General features: G+C 35.8%; 15 protein-coding genes. 11 read left to right on the top strand and 4 right to left on the bottom strand.

Annotation, left to right across the window (positions count from 1 at the left end; all coding sequences use genetic code 11):
* Positions 1 to 80 precede the first annotated feature (80 nt).
* The 8 genes from AC4BB7_RS14510 to AC4BB7_RS14475 all read left to right on the top strand — a co-directional run bounded on the left by AC4BB7_RS14510 (position 81) and on the right by AC4BB7_RS14475 (position 10,382).
* Positions 81 to 308 (top strand): hypothetical protein, encoded by a 228-nt coding sequence (locus tag AC4BB7_RS14510; RefSeq protein ID WP_069646395.1) that lies wholly within the window; start codon positions 81 to 83, stop codon positions 306 to 308.
* 255 nt (positions 309 to 563) lie between these two features.
* Positions 564 to 3,230, top strand: coding sequence for a YhgE/Pip domain-containing protein (locus tag AC4BB7_RS14505; RefSeq protein ID WP_490483499.1), 2,667 nt, complete (start codon positions 564 to 566; stop codon positions 3,228 to 3,230).
* Between the two features lie 259 nt (positions 3,231 to 3,489).
* Entirely contained in the window at positions 3,490 to 4,653 is a 1,164-nt protein-coding gene (locus AC4BB7_RS14500) for a cation diffusion facilitator family transporter (protein WP_170922983.1), read from the top strand.
* A gap of 148 nt (positions 4,654 to 4,801) precedes the next feature.
* Positions 4,802 to 5,128 carry a hypothetical protein gene (locus tag AC4BB7_RS14495; RefSeq protein ID WP_086314177.1) on the top strand — a complete coding sequence of 109 codons (327 nt, stop codon included), beginning with the start codon at positions 4,802 to 4,804 and terminating at the stop codon, positions 5,126 to 5,128.
* 123 nt (positions 5,129 to 5,251) lie between these two features.
* The gene (locus AC4BB7_RS14490) at positions 5,252 to 6,913 is read left to right on the top strand and encodes a MutS-related protein (protein ID WP_490483498.1); all 1,662 of its coding nucleotides are present in this window, start codon (positions 5,252 to 5,254) and stop codon (positions 6,911 to 6,913) included.
* 246 nt (positions 6,914 to 7,159) lie between these two features.
* Positions 7,160 to 8,983 (top strand): amino acid permease, encoded by a 1,824-nt coding sequence (locus AC4BB7_RS14485; RefSeq protein WP_490483497.1) that lies wholly within the window; start codon positions 7,160 to 7,162, stop codon positions 8,981 to 8,983.
* A 142-nt stretch (positions 8,984 to 9,125) separates the two neighbouring features.
* Positions 9,126 to 10,034: a prenyltransferase gene (locus AC4BB7_RS14480; RefSeq protein WP_490483496.1), complete on the top strand. Its 909-nt coding sequence runs from the start codon at positions 9,126 to 9,128 to the stop codon at positions 10,032 to 10,034.
* A gap of 141 nt (positions 10,035 to 10,175) precedes the next feature.
* On the top strand, positions 10,176 to 10,382 hold the full coding sequence (locus tag AC4BB7_RS14475; protein WP_490483495.1) for a hypothetical protein: 207 nt from the start codon (positions 10,176 to 10,178) through the stop codon (positions 10,380 to 10,382).
* A gap of 180 nt (positions 10,383 to 10,562) precedes the next feature.
* On the opposite strand, the gene AC4BB7_RS14470 is transcribed toward AC4BB7_RS14475, so the two are convergent.
* From AC4BB7_RS14470 to AC4BB7_RS14455, 4 genes are read right to left on the bottom strand one after another with little or no spacing between them, the layout of a single operon-like run.
* Complete coding sequence (locus AC4BB7_RS14470; RefSeq protein WP_010771082.1) at positions 10,563 to 11,237, bottom strand: ABC transporter permease; 675 nt, start codon at positions 11,235 to 11,237, stop codon at positions 10,563 to 10,565.
* Positions 11,237 to 12,169, bottom strand: a complete 933-nt coding sequence (locus tag AC4BB7_RS14465; RefSeq protein ID WP_010771083.1) for an osmoprotectant ABC transporter substrate-binding protein — start codon at positions 12,167 to 12,169, stop codon at positions 11,237 to 11,239. The genes AC4BB7_RS14470 and AC4BB7_RS14465 overlap by 1 nt, the downstream gene beginning before the upstream one ends.
* Positions 12,169 to 12,804: an ABC transporter permease gene (locus tag AC4BB7_RS14460; protein WP_010762608.1), complete on the bottom strand. Its 636-nt coding sequence runs from the start codon at positions 12,802 to 12,804 to the stop codon at positions 12,169 to 12,171. Before AC4BB7_RS14460 ends, AC4BB7_RS14465 begins: the two co-directional genes overlap by 1 nt.
* Before the next feature lie 4 nt (positions 12,805 to 12,808).
* Positions 12,809 to 14,002 (bottom strand): betaine/proline/choline family ABC transporter ATP-binding protein, encoded by a 1,194-nt coding sequence (locus tag AC4BB7_RS14455; protein WP_490483494.1) that lies wholly within the window; start codon positions 14,000 to 14,002, stop codon positions 12,809 to 12,811.
* Between the two features lie 300 nt (positions 14,003 to 14,302).
* On the opposite strand from AC4BB7_RS14455, the gene AC4BB7_RS14450 reads away from it, so the two are divergent.
* From AC4BB7_RS14450 to AC4BB7_RS14440, 3 genes are read left to right on the top strand one after another with little or no spacing between them, the layout of a single operon-like run.
* Positions 14,303 to 16,291 (top strand): glycosyltransferase family 2 protein, encoded by a 1,989-nt coding sequence (locus tag AC4BB7_RS14450; protein WP_490483493.1) that lies wholly within the window; start codon positions 14,303 to 14,305, stop codon positions 16,289 to 16,291.
* Positions 16,292 to 16,309: 18 nt separating this feature from the next.
* Positions 16,310 to 16,999: a hypothetical protein gene (locus AC4BB7_RS14445; RefSeq protein WP_086314170.1), complete on the top strand. Its 690-nt coding sequence runs from the start codon at positions 16,310 to 16,312 to the stop codon at positions 16,997 to 16,999.
* Between the two features lie 38 nt (positions 17,000 to 17,037).
* Positions 17,038 to 17,574 carry a hypothetical protein gene (locus AC4BB7_RS14440; protein WP_086314169.1) on the top strand — a complete coding sequence of 179 codons (537 nt, stop codon included), beginning with the start codon at positions 17,038 to 17,040 and terminating at the stop codon, positions 17,572 to 17,574.
* The last annotated feature ends 2 nt before the right edge of the window (positions 17,575 to 17,576 follow it).

The following is a 17,576-nucleotide window of genomic DNA, read 5'->3' as shown; positions in this document are numbered from 1 at the left end:
TATTTTATAAAAAAAGCAAATTGCTTCTCCTTATTATTATTTAAGTTTATAATAGAATAAAATTCTAGGAGGCATAATCGATGAAAGCAGACGAAAAGAAATTTTATGACTTCATTATGGATCGGACTAAAGCTGATCATCAAGAAGACATGAAACATTTGCTGGCGGAATTGATGGAAAGAAGATCAACGGATAAGCTTGATAAGATGTATCTTATGAGTGTGGTTCCTAGAGCGCTTTCTTACTTAGATCCTGATTCAGTAAATGAAGTGAAAAAAGTGGTATCAGAGTTTTCAGCAAAACTATAAGCAGTAAAAAACTAAAGGCAAGCTGATTCATTTGGATGAGTTTGTCTTTTTTTAGGTGTCAGAAAGTTTCATAACAATAGAGGAAAAGTTGGGAAAATAGGTTATTTAAGTTGTATAAATAAATACATAGAGGAAATCTCTACGACAATTTCAGAAACCTGTCGTAGAAATAGACAAAAAATGGATTTTTCATTTGTTATTGATAAAACGATTATGCTAAAGTAAATCAGTCATTAAAAAGAGTAGGTGAGCAGGATGAAACACATAAAAAATACATTGAAGTTATTTAAATTAGATTGGCAACGCATTTTTAAAAACCCGATCGCTACATTTTTGATTATTGCACTGATGATTATTCCATCACTTTATGCATGGTTCAATATTAAAGCATTGTGGGATCCTTATGCAAACACAGGAGAGCTGCCGATTGCGGTATATAGCGATGACCAAGCAGCAACATTCAAAGACAAAAAAGTGAATATTGGTGAGGAAGTCCTGAAAAACCTCCATGAAAACAAACAATTGGGTTGGCGGTTTGTTGACTCTAAACAGGAATTAGACAAAGGAGTAAGATCAGGTAAATATTATGCTGGTATTTATCTGCCAAAAGATTTTTCTAAAGACTTATTAAGTTTCACGACAGGAGAAATCACTAAGCCTAAAATAGACTATTCGATCAATGAGAAAATCAATGCGATTGCACCGAAGATTGCAGAGAAAGGGGCCTCTTCTTTACAAGCCCAAATCACAGATGAATTTACTAAGACAGCTAGTGGTACCTTGGTTAGTGTGTTTAATGATATTGGCTATAATTTAGATTCTAATTTAGTCAGCATTACAAAAGTGAAAAATATGATCCTTTCAACAGATGAAAATATTGCGCAAATCGATAAGTACACACAAGAAGTCGTAGCATTGCATGGCAAGATGCCAGAATTGAAAACAAAATTAGCGAAAGCCAATGAATTTGTTGAATACTTGCCCGAAGTGGATGCATTAGGGGCCAAATTAGTTGATTTAAATAATAAGATGCCAACGATCAAAGAACAAGCCAAAGTTATTTTAACATTACAACAAAAAATTCCGGAAATTCAAAATGCCGGTAAACAATTGGCAATGATCGATGAAGATTTTGCTTCAGTTGAACAAACAATGAACGAAGGAATCAATGAAGCCAAACAAGGCTTAACGATCATTCAGCAAGTTCAAACCGCTCTTCCTGATATTGAAAAACTTGGAAATCAAGCAGATCAATTAGCGACAGCAACAAGTGAAGGGGCAGCAAAATTACAAGAAGCTTTACCTGGTATCACTAGTAGTATGAAAGTGACCTTACAAGCAATTGGAACAATCAGTTCCAGTGTTGCATCTGTTGTTGAACAATTGAGAGATAATCGTTTGACGCCAGATGAACGCGAAATGTTGAAACAACAGCTATCAACTAGTTTAGGACAACAGCAAGCAGTCATTCAACAACTGATCCAAACTTTGACACAAATCCAAGAAGCTGCTGGAAATCAAGAGTTACAGCCGACTATTGATAAGTTAACAACCGTTAGCAACTTGATTTCGGCTTTAAAATCTAAAGTCGATAGTTTAGATGTAAATGCCATTACTGATGCTGATTTAGAAGCCATTCAAAATGCAGCAAATGAAATTGCTGCTACAGCATCAAGTATTGATGTCGATGCAGTTTCAACGATGGTCAATGATATTTTAACGAAACTGATCGCAACGATCAGCACAGCTCAAGGTTTGCTTAACCAAGCGAAGCAAATTGATTTTGCTTCATTGTTAAACTCAACAGAAGCGACTGTCTCAAATGCAATCGGCATCTTAGAAAAATACCAAGCAGAGTTACCTGCAATCAAACAAGAGATTCACGATGCCAATATTTTATTGAATGGTCATATGGACACGATCGTAAATGGTATCAACAAAGGCGCTGAACTTTATAATAATGAGTTACCTGTAATAGAAGATAAACTTGGATTAGCCGCAAATTTCATTCAAAATGATTATCCAGGAATCAGAAACAATATCACAGATACTTTAAATACAGTCAATGACAAAATGCCGGATTTGGAGTCTGCTTTAGATAAGGCCAATGACTTAGTTCAAAATGACTGGCCAAATATCAAGACAGGCTTGCACAAAGCAGCAGAAGCAATCCGAAAAGGTGAAAAGGATGTTGACCTTGGTCAAGTGATAAAACTGCTTAAACTGGATGCTAACGCTGAAAGTGACTTCTTTGCTAAACCAGTTGAAGTTTCTGAAAATAAAATTTATCCGATTGCGAATAACGGATCAGCAAGCACACCATTTTATACAGCCTTGTGTTTATGGGTTGGAGCTGTTTTATTTTCAAGTGTTGCAACAACTGATTTTTATTTAGATGAAAAAGATCGTGGGAAATTTTCTAAACGAGAACAATTTTCTGCAAGAATGTTAACATTCTTAGTAATGGGCTTGGCTCAAGCGCTGATTGTTACGTTAGGGAATTATTTCTTATTAGGTGTAGATGTCAGACAACCATTTTATAGTGTTTTGTTTGCGCTATTGATCGCCTTTGCCTTTATGATGATGGTCTATGTTTTAGTAGCGCTTTTCGGTAATGTCGGAAAAGGTGCAGCGATCATTATCTTAGTATTGTCTATATCTGGTGGTGGGGGAAATTACCCAATACAGGTATCTGGGAAATTTTTCCAATTTATTAATCCGTTTTTACCATTTACCCATGCAGTGAATTTATTGAGAGAATCGGCTGGCGGAATTTACTGGCCAAATGCTTGGAAGGCAATCATTATCCTAAGCGGTATTGCGATCGTCTTCTGCGGATTAGGTATTTTCTTATATCCTTATATCGAGGAAAAAACGAAGAAATTAGCGAAGGTCTCTCACGAGAGTCGTATCTTCCATTAAAAATGAACAATGAATAATAGCAAAAGATTGAGAGGAGCCTTTAATCGGTGATGGTCAATCTTTTGCTATTTTGTAACTATGGGTGAATAGGGCAACTGTACTTCAAGGTACCCCTAACAAAAAAACGAAGAATGCCCATCAATCAACTTGGGGTATTCTAAACAATAAAAAGTCACTAATAAAAGTAGCTTTTCACTATACAAACTCTTGAAATCATTTTATAGTCTTAAGATATGCTAAAAACGAGGTAGGGGTTATCATGATAAATTTTTTAATTGAGCGTTTTGAAAAAAGACAACAAAAAAGTTCAGATATTCGAACAGCATTTGGGATTTTTGCCGGAATCGTCGGCTTGTTATCTAACTTGCTGCTCTTTGTAAGTAAGCTATTGATTGGATTGATTTCTGGTAGTGTGTCGATCATGGCAGATGCGATGAATAATTTATCGGATACGGTGTCATCAGTTCTAACCTTAGTTGGATTTTATATTTCTGGTAAACCAGCAGACGAAGAGCATCCATATGGTCATGAACGATTTGAATATATCAGCGGCATGTTGGTTTCATTGTTGATCACGTTTGTTGGGTTTCAGTTTTTTATGACGTCAATCGACCGAATCAAAGATCCGCAGAGTATCAAAGTAACTCCTGTGATCTTGATCGTGCTGTTGTTGTCTATTTTAATTAAGGTGTGGCAAAGTGTTTTTTATAAACGAGTAGCTAAAAAAATTGATTCTAACACTTTAATTGCAACGGCTAAAGATAGTTTGAATGATGTATTTACAACGATTGCTGTTTTAGTTTCAGCGACAGTCGAAGGGCTTACAGGACTGAAAATTGATGGAATTGTAGGGTTATTGATTGCTTGTTATATTATTTTTAGCGGATTGCAGTTGATTCGGGAATTTGTGAATGAGTTGATGGGATTACGTCCAGATCAAGCGGCAATTGATCAGATGAAGCTGTATTTATCCTCTGTTCCAGATATTGTAGGCTACCATGATTTACTGATCCATCAATATGGACCGAATAAAACATTTGCTTCAGTTCATATCGAAATTGATGACCGCTGGGATTTAACACAAGCGCATGAAACGATCGATGAGATCGAAAAGAAATTTAAAGAACAATTAGGCGTGGATCTTGTTTGCCATATTGATCCGGTGAATTTACATGACCAAAGACAACAGTTTATTCACCAAGAACTAAAGAAAATCATTAAAGGAATCAACCCAGATCTTAAAGGACATGATATTCGGTTAGTAGATCATGGTGGAAGGCCTCGTATTTTATTTGACTTAGTTGTGCCAAATCATTTTAAGGCAACAGATCAAGAACTAAAAATCCGCCTACAAGAACAGGTGTACAGAAAAATTGGTGATTATACAGTAGAAGTAATCTTTGATCATAATTATTTACTTTAAATCTATCGGTAGTTATACAATAATTATATTAATTTGGTTGTTTTTCTCAAAAAAATATATAAAAATAGTTATTTTTACTAAAAAAATGAGAAAATCCAGACTTCTAACATGGTAACATAGGGATGGAGTGTTAGGAGGAATTATAAAAATGGATACTAATTTAGTATTGGTACTATATTTTCTGGTTGTAGTAATCGTTGTGTTAACGCTAGTTATTGTCAGAGACAAGCAATTTTTAAGGAGTTTATTGGGGAAAAAAGATTTACAACAAGAAGAGATCACGGATTTAAAGTTAGAGAAAGTCCGTTTAAAACATATTATAAAAATGCAGGACGAAACGATCTCTCATATGTTGACTTCAAATGCTCAGTATACCAAACCGATCAGACTTGAGTATCTAAATCAAGATACGCCTTCAGAGCAAGAATGGCATTTAGATGAATACGAGAGCCTAAATCGAGAGTATTATCAATAGGAAAAACAGCTGAGAGCGGACTTAAAGAGATCGCCCTCAGCTGTTTTTTGAGTTTCAAAAGGGATTTTTTCTTGTAACGAACGCTATAAGAACCTATACTGAAAGAAAAAAGGGGGATGTTGGATGGAGGCTCAATTGATCGTATTAGGATTTGTTGGACTGATTATTTTTATTATTATCGTAATGGAAATTTATAATCGCTTAAAATTAAAAGCAATGGTCAAAAGTAAATGGGGAGCATTTCCTAGCGCACGTTTTTTTGATAAAGAAGAAAGTTTAAAGGAAGCTTGGCGTAAGGCTAAAAAATACAGAAGTTATGACAGTGAGATCGATGATATTACTTGGTATGATTTAGATGCCTTTACATTATTTGAACGGATTAATGGCACGTATTCAAGTGTAGGAGCGGAAGCTTTATATCAACGATTACGTAATTTTAACTTCTCTGAAAAAAGTCATGATCGCTTAGAAATATTGATCGACTATTATAAACAAAATCCAACGATTCGAGAAGAAATTCAATTTCAGTTTGCCTGTTTGGGGAAACAAGATCATAATCATGTTGAAAGTTATTTAAGCGAAACAAGAAATCAGGAATTACCAAATACAACATTTTATTTATTTTGCGGATTATTACCGATTGCCGCTTTGCTTTTTGTGCTAGTGTTCCCAATGACTTGGTCCGTTCTAGTACTTTTAGGGTCAATATTGTTTAATGTTATCTATTATCAGATAAAGAAGGAAAAATTACAGCGAGAATTGATTTGTATGGGGTATTTGGTGCAAACGGTCGTTTGCGCAAAGAAATTAGAGAAGATAAAAACCCCATTTCAAGAAGAACTAACGAAAAATCTTAAACCTCTTGCCTCAATGACGAAATTTGGTATTTCTTTTAGAATGAAGTCTAATAGTGAGGCTGAAATGATGTTTGATTATTTAGCAATGATTTTCATGTTGCCTTTTATTTCGTATAATTTTGTTTTGAAGAAGCTAACAAATTATGAAGTGCAGGCGAAAGAAATGTGGCGTTTGCTTGGAGAATTAGAGGTGGCAGCAGCTGTGCTAAATTTTAGAACGGTAATGCCTGATACGAGCCAACCAATATTTTCAGAGGAAATTGTGGTGACTGGAACAGAAGTATATCATCCTTTATTGGCAACACCTGTGCCAAATGAGGTGAATTGGACTAAAAACACCCTTGTAACGGGTTCTAATGCTTCAGGGAAGTCAACCTATGTCAAGAGTGTAGCCATCAGCTGCATCCTTTCTGCGACGATCCACACGGCCTTAGCTACAAAGTTCCAATTACCATTTGGGCATATCTTGACCTCGATGGCAGTTGAAGATGATATCTTTGAAGGAGACAGTTATTTTGTGGCAGAAACAAAATCTGTTAAACGAGTGCTGGATCTTGCTGAAACGAAAGTGCCTTGTCTATGCTTTATTGATGAAATATTAAAAGGAACGAATACCATCGAACGAATCTCCGCCTCATCTAGTATGATTCATTGGTTAGGAAAATACCCATCGCTTGCTTTTGTTGCCACACATGATATCGAGTTGACAGAAATTTTAAAAGAGTCATGCGATAATGTTCATTTTGAAGAACAAGTAACGAAAGAACAAGGCGTGACGTTTGATTATCTCTTAAAGCAAGGGCCAGCCACGACGAGAAATGCTATTCAGTTATTACATGTACTGAATTATCCGAAAAGTGTTGTTGAACTGGCGAAAAGAGAAGCGAGCTACTTTGATGAACATCGCACGTGGCAAACATTAAAATAGAGGTCAAGACAAGAACCGCCAATAAGGTGGTTCTTGTCTTTTTTTCTGAAAAGAGGGGCTTGATAAAATAAAGCCCTGAGAGTTTCTTTAATAAAAAAGGAGGAAGGAATGAATATTCAACTAGTTTAACAGGTAAATAATTGACAATCGTAATGTATGAGCGTAGCATATGTGATTGTTTATGGAAAAAGCATGTTTTTTTCTGAAAACAGAAGAGAAATAATCAGAGAAGGAGAGATTGACCAAGTGGACTATTTAAAACGATTGTTTATCGGAAAACCTTTAAAATCTACTGATAATGATGAGCATAAATTAAGCCGATTTGCAGCGTTAGCTTTATTATCATCAGACGCATTATCTTCGATTGCTTATGGTACAGAACAAATCGTTGTTGTACTTGTTACGTTATCTGCTGCTGCTATATGGTATTCATTGCCGATTGCTGCTTTTGTTATTATTTTACTTATTTCATTAACGTTATCTTATCGGCAAATCATCCATGCCTATCCTCATGGCGGTGGAGCGTATGTTGTCAGCAGTGAAAATTTAGGGAAGAATGCAGGGTTAGTGGCTGGCGGATCGTTGCTAGTGGATTATATGTTGACTGTTGCGGTTTCTGTTTCTGCAGGAGCAGAGGCGATCATTTCAGCGGTTCCTGCTTTGTATGGTCATCAAGTAGCTATTTCGATCGTCATTGTTTTGTTGATCATGTTGATGAATTTACGCGGTCTAAGAGAGTCTGCAAGTTTTTTGATGTTTCCTGTGTATAGTTTTATTGCAGTCATCACTTTGTTGATTGCAACAGGCTTATTTAAAATTATTACTGGAGCTGTTCCCTTACATGCTACAGCAATCCCTGGCACTGTAGTTCCAGGGATCACGATTGCTTTGATTTTACGAGCGTTTTCTTCTGGTTCTTCTTCATTGACTGGGGTTGAAGCAATCAGTAATGCGGTGCCTTTTTTCAAAAAGCCTAGAGCAAAAAATGCGGCAGGAACATTAACTTTGATGGCTGCGATTTTAGGGTTTTTCTTTGTTGGAATCACGTTTATCAACTATTGGTATGGAATCGTTCCTAAAACAGAAGTGACAGTATTAGCACAAATTGGAAAAGCAGTCTTCGGACAAAATATTCTTTATTATGTACTGCAGTTTACGACAGCGCTGATTTTAGCTGTGGCTGCTAATACAGGTTTTTCGGCTTTTCCAGTATTGGCCTATAATTTAGCGAAGGATAAGTTTATGCCACATATGTATATGGACCGTGGGGATCGTTTAGGTTATTCAAATGGGATTTTGACTTTGGCAGCTGGATCAGTTGTCTTGTTATTGATTTTCCAAGGGTCAACGGAGCGATTAATTCCACTTTATTCAATCGGTGTATTTATTCCATTTGCTTTATCTCAGACAGGAATGGTGCTTAAATGGCGGAAGGAGACTAAAAAATGGTTGTCAAAATCGATTGCTAATATTATTGGAGCATTGATTTCGTATGGTATTATCGTTATTTTATTCATGTATCGCTTAGGTGATATCTGGCCATTCTTTATTATAATGCCCGTTTTGATTTTTGTTTTTTACAGCATCCATGCCCATTACAAAAATGTAGCGGAGCAATTGCGTGTGGAAGAAACGGCGGAACAGCAGAAATTTTATGGGAATACTGTTATTGTTTTAGTGGGAAACGCAACGCAAGCCAATGTAGGGGCAGTAAATTATGCTCGTTCGATTGGTGACTATGTAGTTGCGATGCATGTATCATTAGACGAAAACAAAGAAAAAGAACAGGAAATTGAAACAGAATTTAAAAAACATTTTCCAGATATACGTTTTTCTGTGGTTCATTCTTCTTATCGGTCGATCACCAATCCAATTCTTCGATATGTAGATATCGTCAGTAAAAATTCTGCGAAACGAAATTATACGACAACAGTGTTGATTCCTCAATTTGTTCCGAATCGGCGCTGGCAAAACATTTTGCATAATCAAACGAGCTTACGTTTACGTCTAAAATTATCTTGGCGGGAAAATATTGTCGTTGCGACCTACAGTTATCATTTGAAAAAGTAAAACTAAAGCTATAAGATTATTCGTTTATTGGATAACTTATAGCTTTTTCATTGTGAAGGAGGGTAATATTATTCTTCTATCTTGAAAGAAGGTATAATCGTTTGTAAGTTATTCATAAAAAAGGGTTTAGATTGGAGCAGAAATGACACTTAAAATTTTATGGGAGTTAGGAGAAATTTATACAACTCCGCTTGATTGGTTTTTGGTCTTATTGGGAATGGCTTATAGCAGTTATGCTCAAGGAAGTTTTTTCAATTGGCGTATTCTTATTTTCTTAATTGTCTTATTTCTTTATCATATCACGATGAATGTGTTTAATAATTATATGGATTATCAAAATGCGAAAGATGATCATTATAAAAAACAAACGAGCACAGTTAGTAAATGGAACCTTTCTCTAAAAACAGTGAAAAGGACTTTTTTATTTTTTCTGTTCATTTCTTTGGTTTTTGGCGCTATTTTAGTTTTTAGTACGGATGGCTTAGTGTTGATTTTGGGGCTTGTAGGATATTATGTTGGTTTTGGTTATTCTTATGGGAGAAGACCGATCAATAGTTTACCAATAGCGGAGACGATTCCATCAGTATTAAGTGGTTTTATGATTCCGATAATCAGTGCTTACTTGGCGAATTATGGGGCGTCTAGTTTAACGTTGCATTCACTTTGGGGCATGCTGATGGCTTTTATGCCGATGTTTTTCTGTATGTTTAATAACTTACTGGCAAATAATACATGTGATCTTGAGGAAGATATTAAAAATGGGCGTAAGACACTTGTCTATTATATTGGCAAGAAAAATAGTGTTTTATTGCTTATCCTGTTAACGTGTTTAAGTTATGTTTCAATTTTGGTAGCCGTTTATTTTAATCAGGCTCCGGTTTTGACCTTAGGGATGATGTTACTATTTCCGATTACTTTAAACGTGTTGCGACCTTATTTTAAACAACAAATAAAAAAACAGACTTTTCCATTAGTCCTTAAAGGGATGTCATTGATTATGCTTGGGTATCCAGTTGTTTATTGGATTGGAAGTTTCATTAATCAGCAATAGCAATAAATGCTTATGAATACTGAGATGAAACTATGAGTTGAGATGTTGGAAACAGATGGGAGCAGTATTGTTTTTTAGTATTGGTGGTACTGCTTTAATTAACTATTAAGTAAAAAATGTAAACAGAAAGGACTTCAATATATGAATACAAAGTTTGTTAAAGTGATTGGTTATGTCATTATTTTTGCATCAATACTGATATCGTTACTATTTAGTTTAAATCCTGATAAAATTCTTGTTGATGGGAATCCCTTAGAGACAGGCTATATGATATCGAAAACTCTTTTTATCATTACTACTCTGATTATCTCAACTATTCTTGGCGTTCAATTGATCAACAAAAAATAGTCTTGTTTTAATAAGTAAGAAAGTTGAGATGACAGAATTTGCTTTATTATCCAATAATAAGGAAAGACATTCACTTCTATTCGGCAATTAATCTGCAGAATAGAAGTGAATGTCGTTTTTTTTAGTATCTAATTTACTTATAAGAGAAGCGCTTCTTATGGATAAAAAAGCTGTTATTGTTTAATTCGTTGAATGTTTACTCGCTGGATCCAAGCGGCGTTCGATTATGCCTAATACCCAGTCCGTAATGATCGCCATCAAAGCAGTCGGTAACGCCCCAACAAGGATGATTGCTGTACCATCCGTCGCATTGGTTCCGCGAATAATGATATCACCAAGACCACCTGCTCCTACAAAAGCACCGATGGCTGTGATCCCGATCGCCACAACTAAAGCATTCCGAATCCCTGCCATGATCACAGAAACTGACAGTGGCAATTCCACCATGTAAAGTCGTTGCCACTTTGTCATACCCATTCCTTTACCCACATCTAAAATATTTCGATCGACCTGAATCATTCCAGTATACGTATTTTTGATGATCGGTAATAGAGAATAGAGAAAGACGGTAACGATAACTGTATTGACACCAAGTCCAAGACCGAGCATTAAAATTGAAAGCATCGCCAATGAAGGGACCGTTTGAATCAAGTTTGCGATACTCACGACCCAGCCAGCCATTTTTCTTCTGCGGGCAATGAAAATTCCAATCGGTATTCCAACAATCGCGGCAAATAATACACCGTAGATGGAAATCAGAAAATGTCGGACAAATTGGCTCAATACGTAGCTGCCGTTTTGTTCAAAGTAATAAATAAACTGTTGCAGTAAATTCATATCTTGTAGATTCTGCATTATTTTCCACCTCCTTCAGATTCGAAGAAATGGTGTTCTTTTAAGAAATTATCGGCTACAGTCGCAGGTTCCATTAAATCGTTGTCCGCTTGATAATTTAATTTTTGCATTGTTTCGGTTGAAATTTTTCCAGATAACTTAGCTAGAACATCATTCAATTCAGGATGTTCTTTTAAAACGGCATCTGTTGCAACAGCACAAGCATCATAAGGCGGGAAGAAATGAAGATCATCTTCTAAAATAACAAGGTCGTAACTGCCGATTCGGCCATCTGTTGAATAACCTAATACGACATCCATCTTGTTCGCCGCAACAGCATCATAAACTAAACCAATCTGCATCGGAAAAACACGCTTGAAGTCAAAGCCGTATGTTTCTGTAAAGCCTTTGTAACCATCCCCTTTACGATCGATCCAAGAGGTATCAACCCCTGCTGTTAGTTGATCGCCGACTTTTTTGAGGTCACTGATGGTTTTTAGATTATACTTTTTAGCGGTTTCTTGTGTAACCATAAATGCATAGGTATTGGCAAATCCGTAAGAGTTAAACCATTTTTGCTGAAATCTTTTTTGAAATTCAGATTGTACAACATCAAAGGCTTTTTTGGGATCTTTGATCGGTTCTAAATTTAATGTAGTTGTTAAATCAGTCCCAGTATAACGAGCGGCTGAAATTTGTGCATCGCCATTCATCATAGCTTGATGATTGATCGTAGTTGTGGCTAAATTATTGATGATCGTTGTTTTTTCGTCCGTGTAATGCTCGATCATCCCAGCAACTAAGCTTGCTAATATTTGAGCTTCTGATGTAATTCCACCTGTAATGGAAATGGTCGACTCATCAGAGTTAGAAGCTAGTCCTGGTAAAGAGCAACCTGATAATAATAAAGCGCTACAAAACGTTATGAGTAATAATTTTAATTTTTGTTTCATCATTCTGCCTCCTTCAATGCTTTAGGAGTTAATTTCTTCTCTAACAAACCTAATAACAAGTCTGCCGCTAAAGCTAAAATAGTAACAGGAATGGTTCCAGCAAAAATCAAATCTGGCTGATAATTATTTAATCCGCTGAAAATAAAGTCTCCAAGACCACCTGCGCCGATGTAAGAGGCAAGTGTTGCCCAAGCGATGACATACACCGCAGCCAGACGAATCCCCGCCATGATGGTCGGCATTGCGATAGGCAACTCGACCATAAAAATCGATTGTACATTCGTCATGCCCATCCCTTTGGCGGCATCTTTATAATCAGAACTGACTTCTTTGATCCCAATATACGTATTTCTTAAAATAGGGAGTAATGAATAAATAAACAAAGCGATGATCGCTGGAATTTTACCGACACCGAAGATCGGAATCATCAATGCGAGTAAGGCTAATGAAGGGACCGTCTGTAAGGCACTGGTCAAGCCGATGACGATGGCAGCTGTCCTTTTAGTTCTAGTTAATAAAATCCCGATCGGTACTGCAAATAAAATCCCCAAAAGGAGTGCGACACCTGAAATGAAAATATGCTCACCGATTTTAGTAACAAGTTCATTTCCTCTTTCTAAAAGAAACTGATTCATTTTTCTACACCTCCGCTTGAGGCTGTTTGACATCAGTTGATTCTGTTTCGTTTGAAGCAGGAGTTACATCTTCTGTTTCTTCTTCACCCCAGATAACGTCGTACACGATATCTACAAGTGAGGCTCTGGTTAAGATTCCAACTACCTTTTGTTGGTCATCCACGACAGGAACATATTTTAAACCGCGTTTTAAGATTCGTTGCAACGTATCTCGTAGTAAGGAAGATTTTTTTACAAAGAAGACTTTTGGATTCATGATATCACTCACACTAGTAGCTGTATTTCTACGACGGTCAAGCGTTTCAACATCAATAAACCCTTTTAAAACACCAGCTCCATCAACGACCAAGAGTGTATCAACTCGTTTTTCTCTCATGAGCTTGATAGCTTCTGATAATGATTTTTCTGGCGTGATCGTGATGGCGTTGTTTAGCATCACTTCACCAACTGTGGTAATATCCGGTTTGGCTTGGATCAAGCGGTCTTCACCAATCAATTCTTCAACAAATTCATTAACTGGATGACGTAAAATATTATCTGGTGTATCAAACTGGATGACTTTTCCTTCGCTCATGATTGCGATTCTATTCGCTAATTTTAGTGCTTCGTCCATATCATGAGTAACAAACACAATGGTTTTTCCTAATCGTTCCTGTAAGTCTTTAACTAAATCTTGTAAAGAATCCCTTGTAATAGGATCTAACGCGCCAAAAGGTTCATCCATCAAGATGATGTCTTGATTGGCTGCAAGGGCACGAACGACCCCGATTCTTTGTTGTTGACCACCAGAAAGTTCATTTGGATAACGGTCGAGCATTTCTCTAGGTAGTTCAACTAAATCGATCATTTTTTCTGCGATCTTGTTCCGTTCTTCTAGGTCGACTTTTAATAACTTAGGTACAAGCACGATGTTTTCTCTGATTGTCATGTGTGGCATCAAGCCGATATTTTGAATAACGTACCCGATTTTTCTGCGTAATTCTACTGGATTGATGGTTTGAATATCTTCACCATTAATTAAGATTTTTCCTTTTGATGGATCCGTCATCCGATTGATCATCCGCATAGAAGTTGTTTTTCCGCTACCACTGGTTCCGATAAAGCAGATAAATTCACCTTTATCAAAAGACAGATTGATGTCATCTACAGCGATTTTACCGCCTTTGTAAATTTTTGAAACATGTTGAAATTCGATCAACTTTCTCACCCCAAATTCTTTTTTCTGTGTCTCGATTCCTAATTGATTTCAGTGTTTCCTAACAAACGTTTCTACTACTAGTATGCTACAAAACAGTGATTTGGACAAATCAGATGTTTTTTTTCATATTATTAGGTTAAAAATAACTCATAAAAGCAAGGGAGGTAAGGGGAATGAGATAAAAAGGTACAACAAGTTCTTGTATTGACTATTATTCTATTGACAATAGCTAGAAAGCTTAGTATATTGTTGACTAGCGACTAGTATTTTATGAATAATAGGAGGTAAAAAGGAGAACACATGGAAAAATTTGGGTTAGGATATTTGGTATTTAGTTTAAGTTATTTATTTTTGTTTTACCTTGTTTCTAAGAAAGATGTAAAGTATCGAAAATTTGTATTAACTGGTTTCGTAATTATTCAGTTTGTTTACTTAGTTTGGCGTTTTCTTTATACGATTCCAAGTGGAAATATTGTCGAAACACTTGCAGGAAGTCTATTGTATTTGGCAGAATTTATGGGGTTTGTCCAAGCGTTTACTTTGGTCATTTTGTTTTGGAAACCGTATAAGCGTGCTGAAAAATCATTAGATGAATTGAAGACGTTACCTACAGTTGATATTTTGATAGCTACATATAATGAAAATATTGAAATTTTAGAAAGAACAGTTGTTGGTTGTTTATCGATTGATTATCCAAAAGAATTATTGAAGATTTATCTTTGCGATGACGGAGACCGTTCAATAGTTAGAAAATTAGCAGAAAAACATCGGGTAGAATTTATAGCTCGTCCAACGCATGAGCATGCTAAAGCAGGAAATTTAAATTATGCTTTGACAAAAACCGATGGAGAAATCATTGTGACACAAGATGCCGATATGGTACCTAAACGGGAATTTCTACAACGAACACTGGGCTATTTTGCTGAGGAAAAAGTTGGATTTATCCAAACACCTCAAACTTTTTTTAATTCAGACATTTTTCAACATAATTTGTATTTAGATAGCGAGATTAATAATGAACAAGACTTTTTTATGCGTAGTTTAGAAGAGGGGAAAGATCAATTTAATGCAGTCCTTTATGTAGGAAGTAATGCCTTATTCAAACGCAGTGCACTTGATTCGATTGGTGGATTCACAACAGGTGTGATCACGGAGGATATGGCTACAGGCTTGCTGTTGCAAAATAATGGTTGGAAAGGCGTATTTGTCAATGAAGCACTTGCCTCTGGCCTTTCACCAGAAACCTTAGCTGATTTTGTAAAACAGCGTGATCGTTGGGGACGAGGCAATGTCCAAGTTGCAAAAAAGTATACCTTAAAGAAACTGAAAAATTTATCATTTATTCAAAAATGGTTTTATATTGATGGTGTCTTGTATTGGTATGCGGGAATGTATAAACTGATTTATTTACTTTGTCCATTTTTATATCTAGTTTTTGATATATCCAGTTTAAAAACGACTTTGCCGCAGTTAGTAGTATTCTGGCTACCTGCTTTTCTGTCTGGAAGTGTGATGTACAAATCAGTTGCCAGAAAAAAATACAATTCTTTTATAAGTAATATTTATGAATTAGTTACTGCACCACAAGTATCTTGGGCAGTTTGGAAAGAAACCTTGTTTAGTCCTAAAAAGAACAAGAAGTTTCATGTGACGATCAAAGGAATTCAAGGCGAAAAGGGCTATTTTGATTGGCGTAATTGTAAAGTACAAATTTTATTATTAGCAGCAAACTGTTTTGCGTTGGTTTTCTATATTTTACAATTAGATTTTGCGCATTTACAGTGGTGGGATATTTTCACTATCAATATTTATTGGTTATTTTATAATATTGTCAGTTTGACTGTTGCAGTCTCCGTAGCATATGAGCGCCCGCGTTTGCCAATGATTATCCCTGTTGATTATCAAGGAGAACTAGTAAAAGAAGACCAAGTGATTCCAGTTCAAATCAATTTTTTAGGTGAAAAAAGTGTAAGTATCACAGTTTCCCAAAAAGATCCTTACTTGAGCGTATTGTTAAATCAAGAAGAAGGTTTTCTTTCTTTTCAAAAAATAAAAAATGTAAAAGCAATTCGTTCGCGTATGATTAATATAGGCGGACAAGTTGAAATTACTTTTAAAATCCAAAAATTTTCACGCAAAAATCACTATCGTTGGTTAGGTCTGATTTATTCAGATCCAAAGTATGGAGTTGGAGACATTCATTCTATCAGAGTTAAGTTTTATACGATTTTTAAATATATAGTCAAAAATAGAAAAGATGCACAAAAAAATCAACAGTTATTGTCATAAAAGGAGCCAATTAGACGTATGAAAAAAAAGAGAATAATTATTATATTAGCTTTTATAGTTGTTGTTTTGACTGGATGCGCAAAGAATGCTGATCCTAAAGATGTTGCCACAGCTTTTATCAATAATGTCATTTATGGTAAAGATAAGGAAGCAGCAGAGCAGTATTTTTATCAATTAGATGCACCTAGTGAAGCCGATTTGGTTCAGGATTTTTCTGAATTGTTTAAACTTTCAAAAGAACAGGCAAAAGAATTAGTAGAGATTTATCAGGAACGACTTGAAAAGGAAACCCATTTTTCTATAACGATGAATGACAGTACATCAAAAAAACAAGAAGCTACAGTAACGGTTACTGGGCTAGATCAGACAAAGTTTGATCAAATGATTGATCAAAAAACGGATGAAGAATTAGTAAAATGGCTACAGAACAAGGGCTATGATAAGCTTAAAAAGTTGGATGATATTGATAATATTTCCGATGAAAAACAATTAAATGGGATTTTAAACGAATTAAATGCATTAAAAGATAAAGACCTTAATCAAATTCAATTTGAAGCATTAAAAGAAGCATTTAAAGAATTGAAAGCAGCAGAGAAGCCAAAAACGATTCGTTTAGAGCTGGAACCAGATAAGAAAGAGAAAAAATATTGGACTATTATAGATGAAGAGAAACGTTTTAATGAATTGCTGGATGCTTTCCAAGGATAACTACAGTAAAGAAATATGTTGATTAAGGAGAAGTTAGAATGAAAAAATTTATAGTATTTTGCATAGCTCTTTTGATGATAGGGATCGGGACCACTCAGACATTAAATACCGCAGATGCTGGATTTTCTAAAGATGAGGTAGTTAGAGCGCGTTTTGCTTTGAAAAGAGAACGGCTCGCTGAAGTCGTATCAAAAAAGATCGCTCATGTTGAAAACTCAATCAAGAAAAAATTGAAAGAGCAAGAAGCAAAGAAAGTTCAAAAACAAAAAGAAGAAACAGAAAAAAAAGCAGCAGCTAAAAAAGCAGAGGAAGAAAAAGTAGTCAATCAAGTTGCGGCTCAAGATGTGGAAAAAGAGCAAACAGCTACTCAGCAGCCGATAGAAGATACACAAGTATCGCCTGTACCAGAAAATGTAGAAGCAGCTGAAGCTGTTTCTGGTGCTTCAGCAAGCGGGCGAGAAAGAGGCCAAAAAAACAGAGAGTGGGGCGAACAATTGAGTGATCCTAATTTGACACCAGAAGAGCGTCAAGGTATCATTCAAGAGAAAAAGAATTACAACCGCAATAACCACTGACA

The sequence above is a fragment of the Enterococcus sp. AAFC-DPL-5182 genome (assembly GCF_058216605.1).
The sequence above is the reverse complement of the archived record's forward strand: the minus strand, read 5'-3'. Positions and strand labels throughout refer to the sequence as shown.

Excerpts from the sequence above, each read along its gene's own strand:
- AC4BB7_RS14440 (WP_086314169.1), top strand. The coding sequence starts at position 17,038 with ATGAAAAAATTTATAGTATTTTGCATAGCTCTTTTGATGATAGGGATC.
- AC4BB7_RS14450 (WP_490483493.1), top strand. The coding sequence starts at position 14,303 with ATGGAAAAATTTGGGTTAGGATATTTGGTATTTAGTTTAAGTTATTTA.
- AC4BB7_RS14445 (WP_086314170.1), top strand. The coding sequence starts at position 16,310 with ATGAAAAAAAAGAGAATAATTATTATATTAGCTTTTATAGTTGTTGTT.
- AC4BB7_RS14465 (WP_010771083.1), bottom strand. The coding sequence starts at position 12,169 with ATGAAACAAAAATTAAAATTATTACTCATAACGTTTTGTAGCGCTTTA.
- AC4BB7_RS14495 (WP_086314177.1), top strand. The coding sequence starts at position 4,802 with ATGGATACTAATTTAGTATTGGTACTATATTTTCTGGTTGTAGTAATC.
- AC4BB7_RS14480 (WP_490483496.1), top strand. The coding sequence starts at position 9,126 with ATGACACTTAAAATTTTATGGGAGTTAGGAGAAATTTATACAACTCCG.
- AC4BB7_RS14510 (WP_069646395.1), top strand. The coding sequence starts at position 81 with ATGAAAGCAGACGAAAAGAAATTTTATGACTTCATTATGGATCGGACT.
- AC4BB7_RS14460 (WP_010762608.1), bottom strand. The coding sequence starts at position 12,804 with ATGAATCAGTTTCTTTTAGAAAGAGGAAATGAACTTGTTACTAAAATC.
- AC4BB7_RS14475 (WP_490483495.1), top strand. The coding sequence starts at position 10,176 with ATGAATACAAAGTTTGTTAAAGTGATTGGTTATGTCATTATTTTTGCA.
- AC4BB7_RS14490 (WP_490483498.1), top strand. The coding sequence starts at position 5,252 with ATGGAGGCTCAATTGATCGTATTAGGATTTGTTGGACTGATTATTTTT.
- AC4BB7_RS14505 (WP_490483499.1), top strand. The coding sequence starts at position 564 with ATGAAACACATAAAAAATACATTGAAGTTATTTAAATTAGATTGGCAA.
- AC4BB7_RS14500 (WP_170922983.1), top strand. The coding sequence starts at position 3,490 with ATGATAAATTTTTTAATTGAGCGTTTTGAAAAAAGACAACAAAAAAGT.
- AC4BB7_RS14470 (WP_010771082.1), bottom strand. The coding sequence starts at position 11,237 with ATGCAGAATCTACAAGATATGAATTTACTGCAACAGTTTATTTATTAC.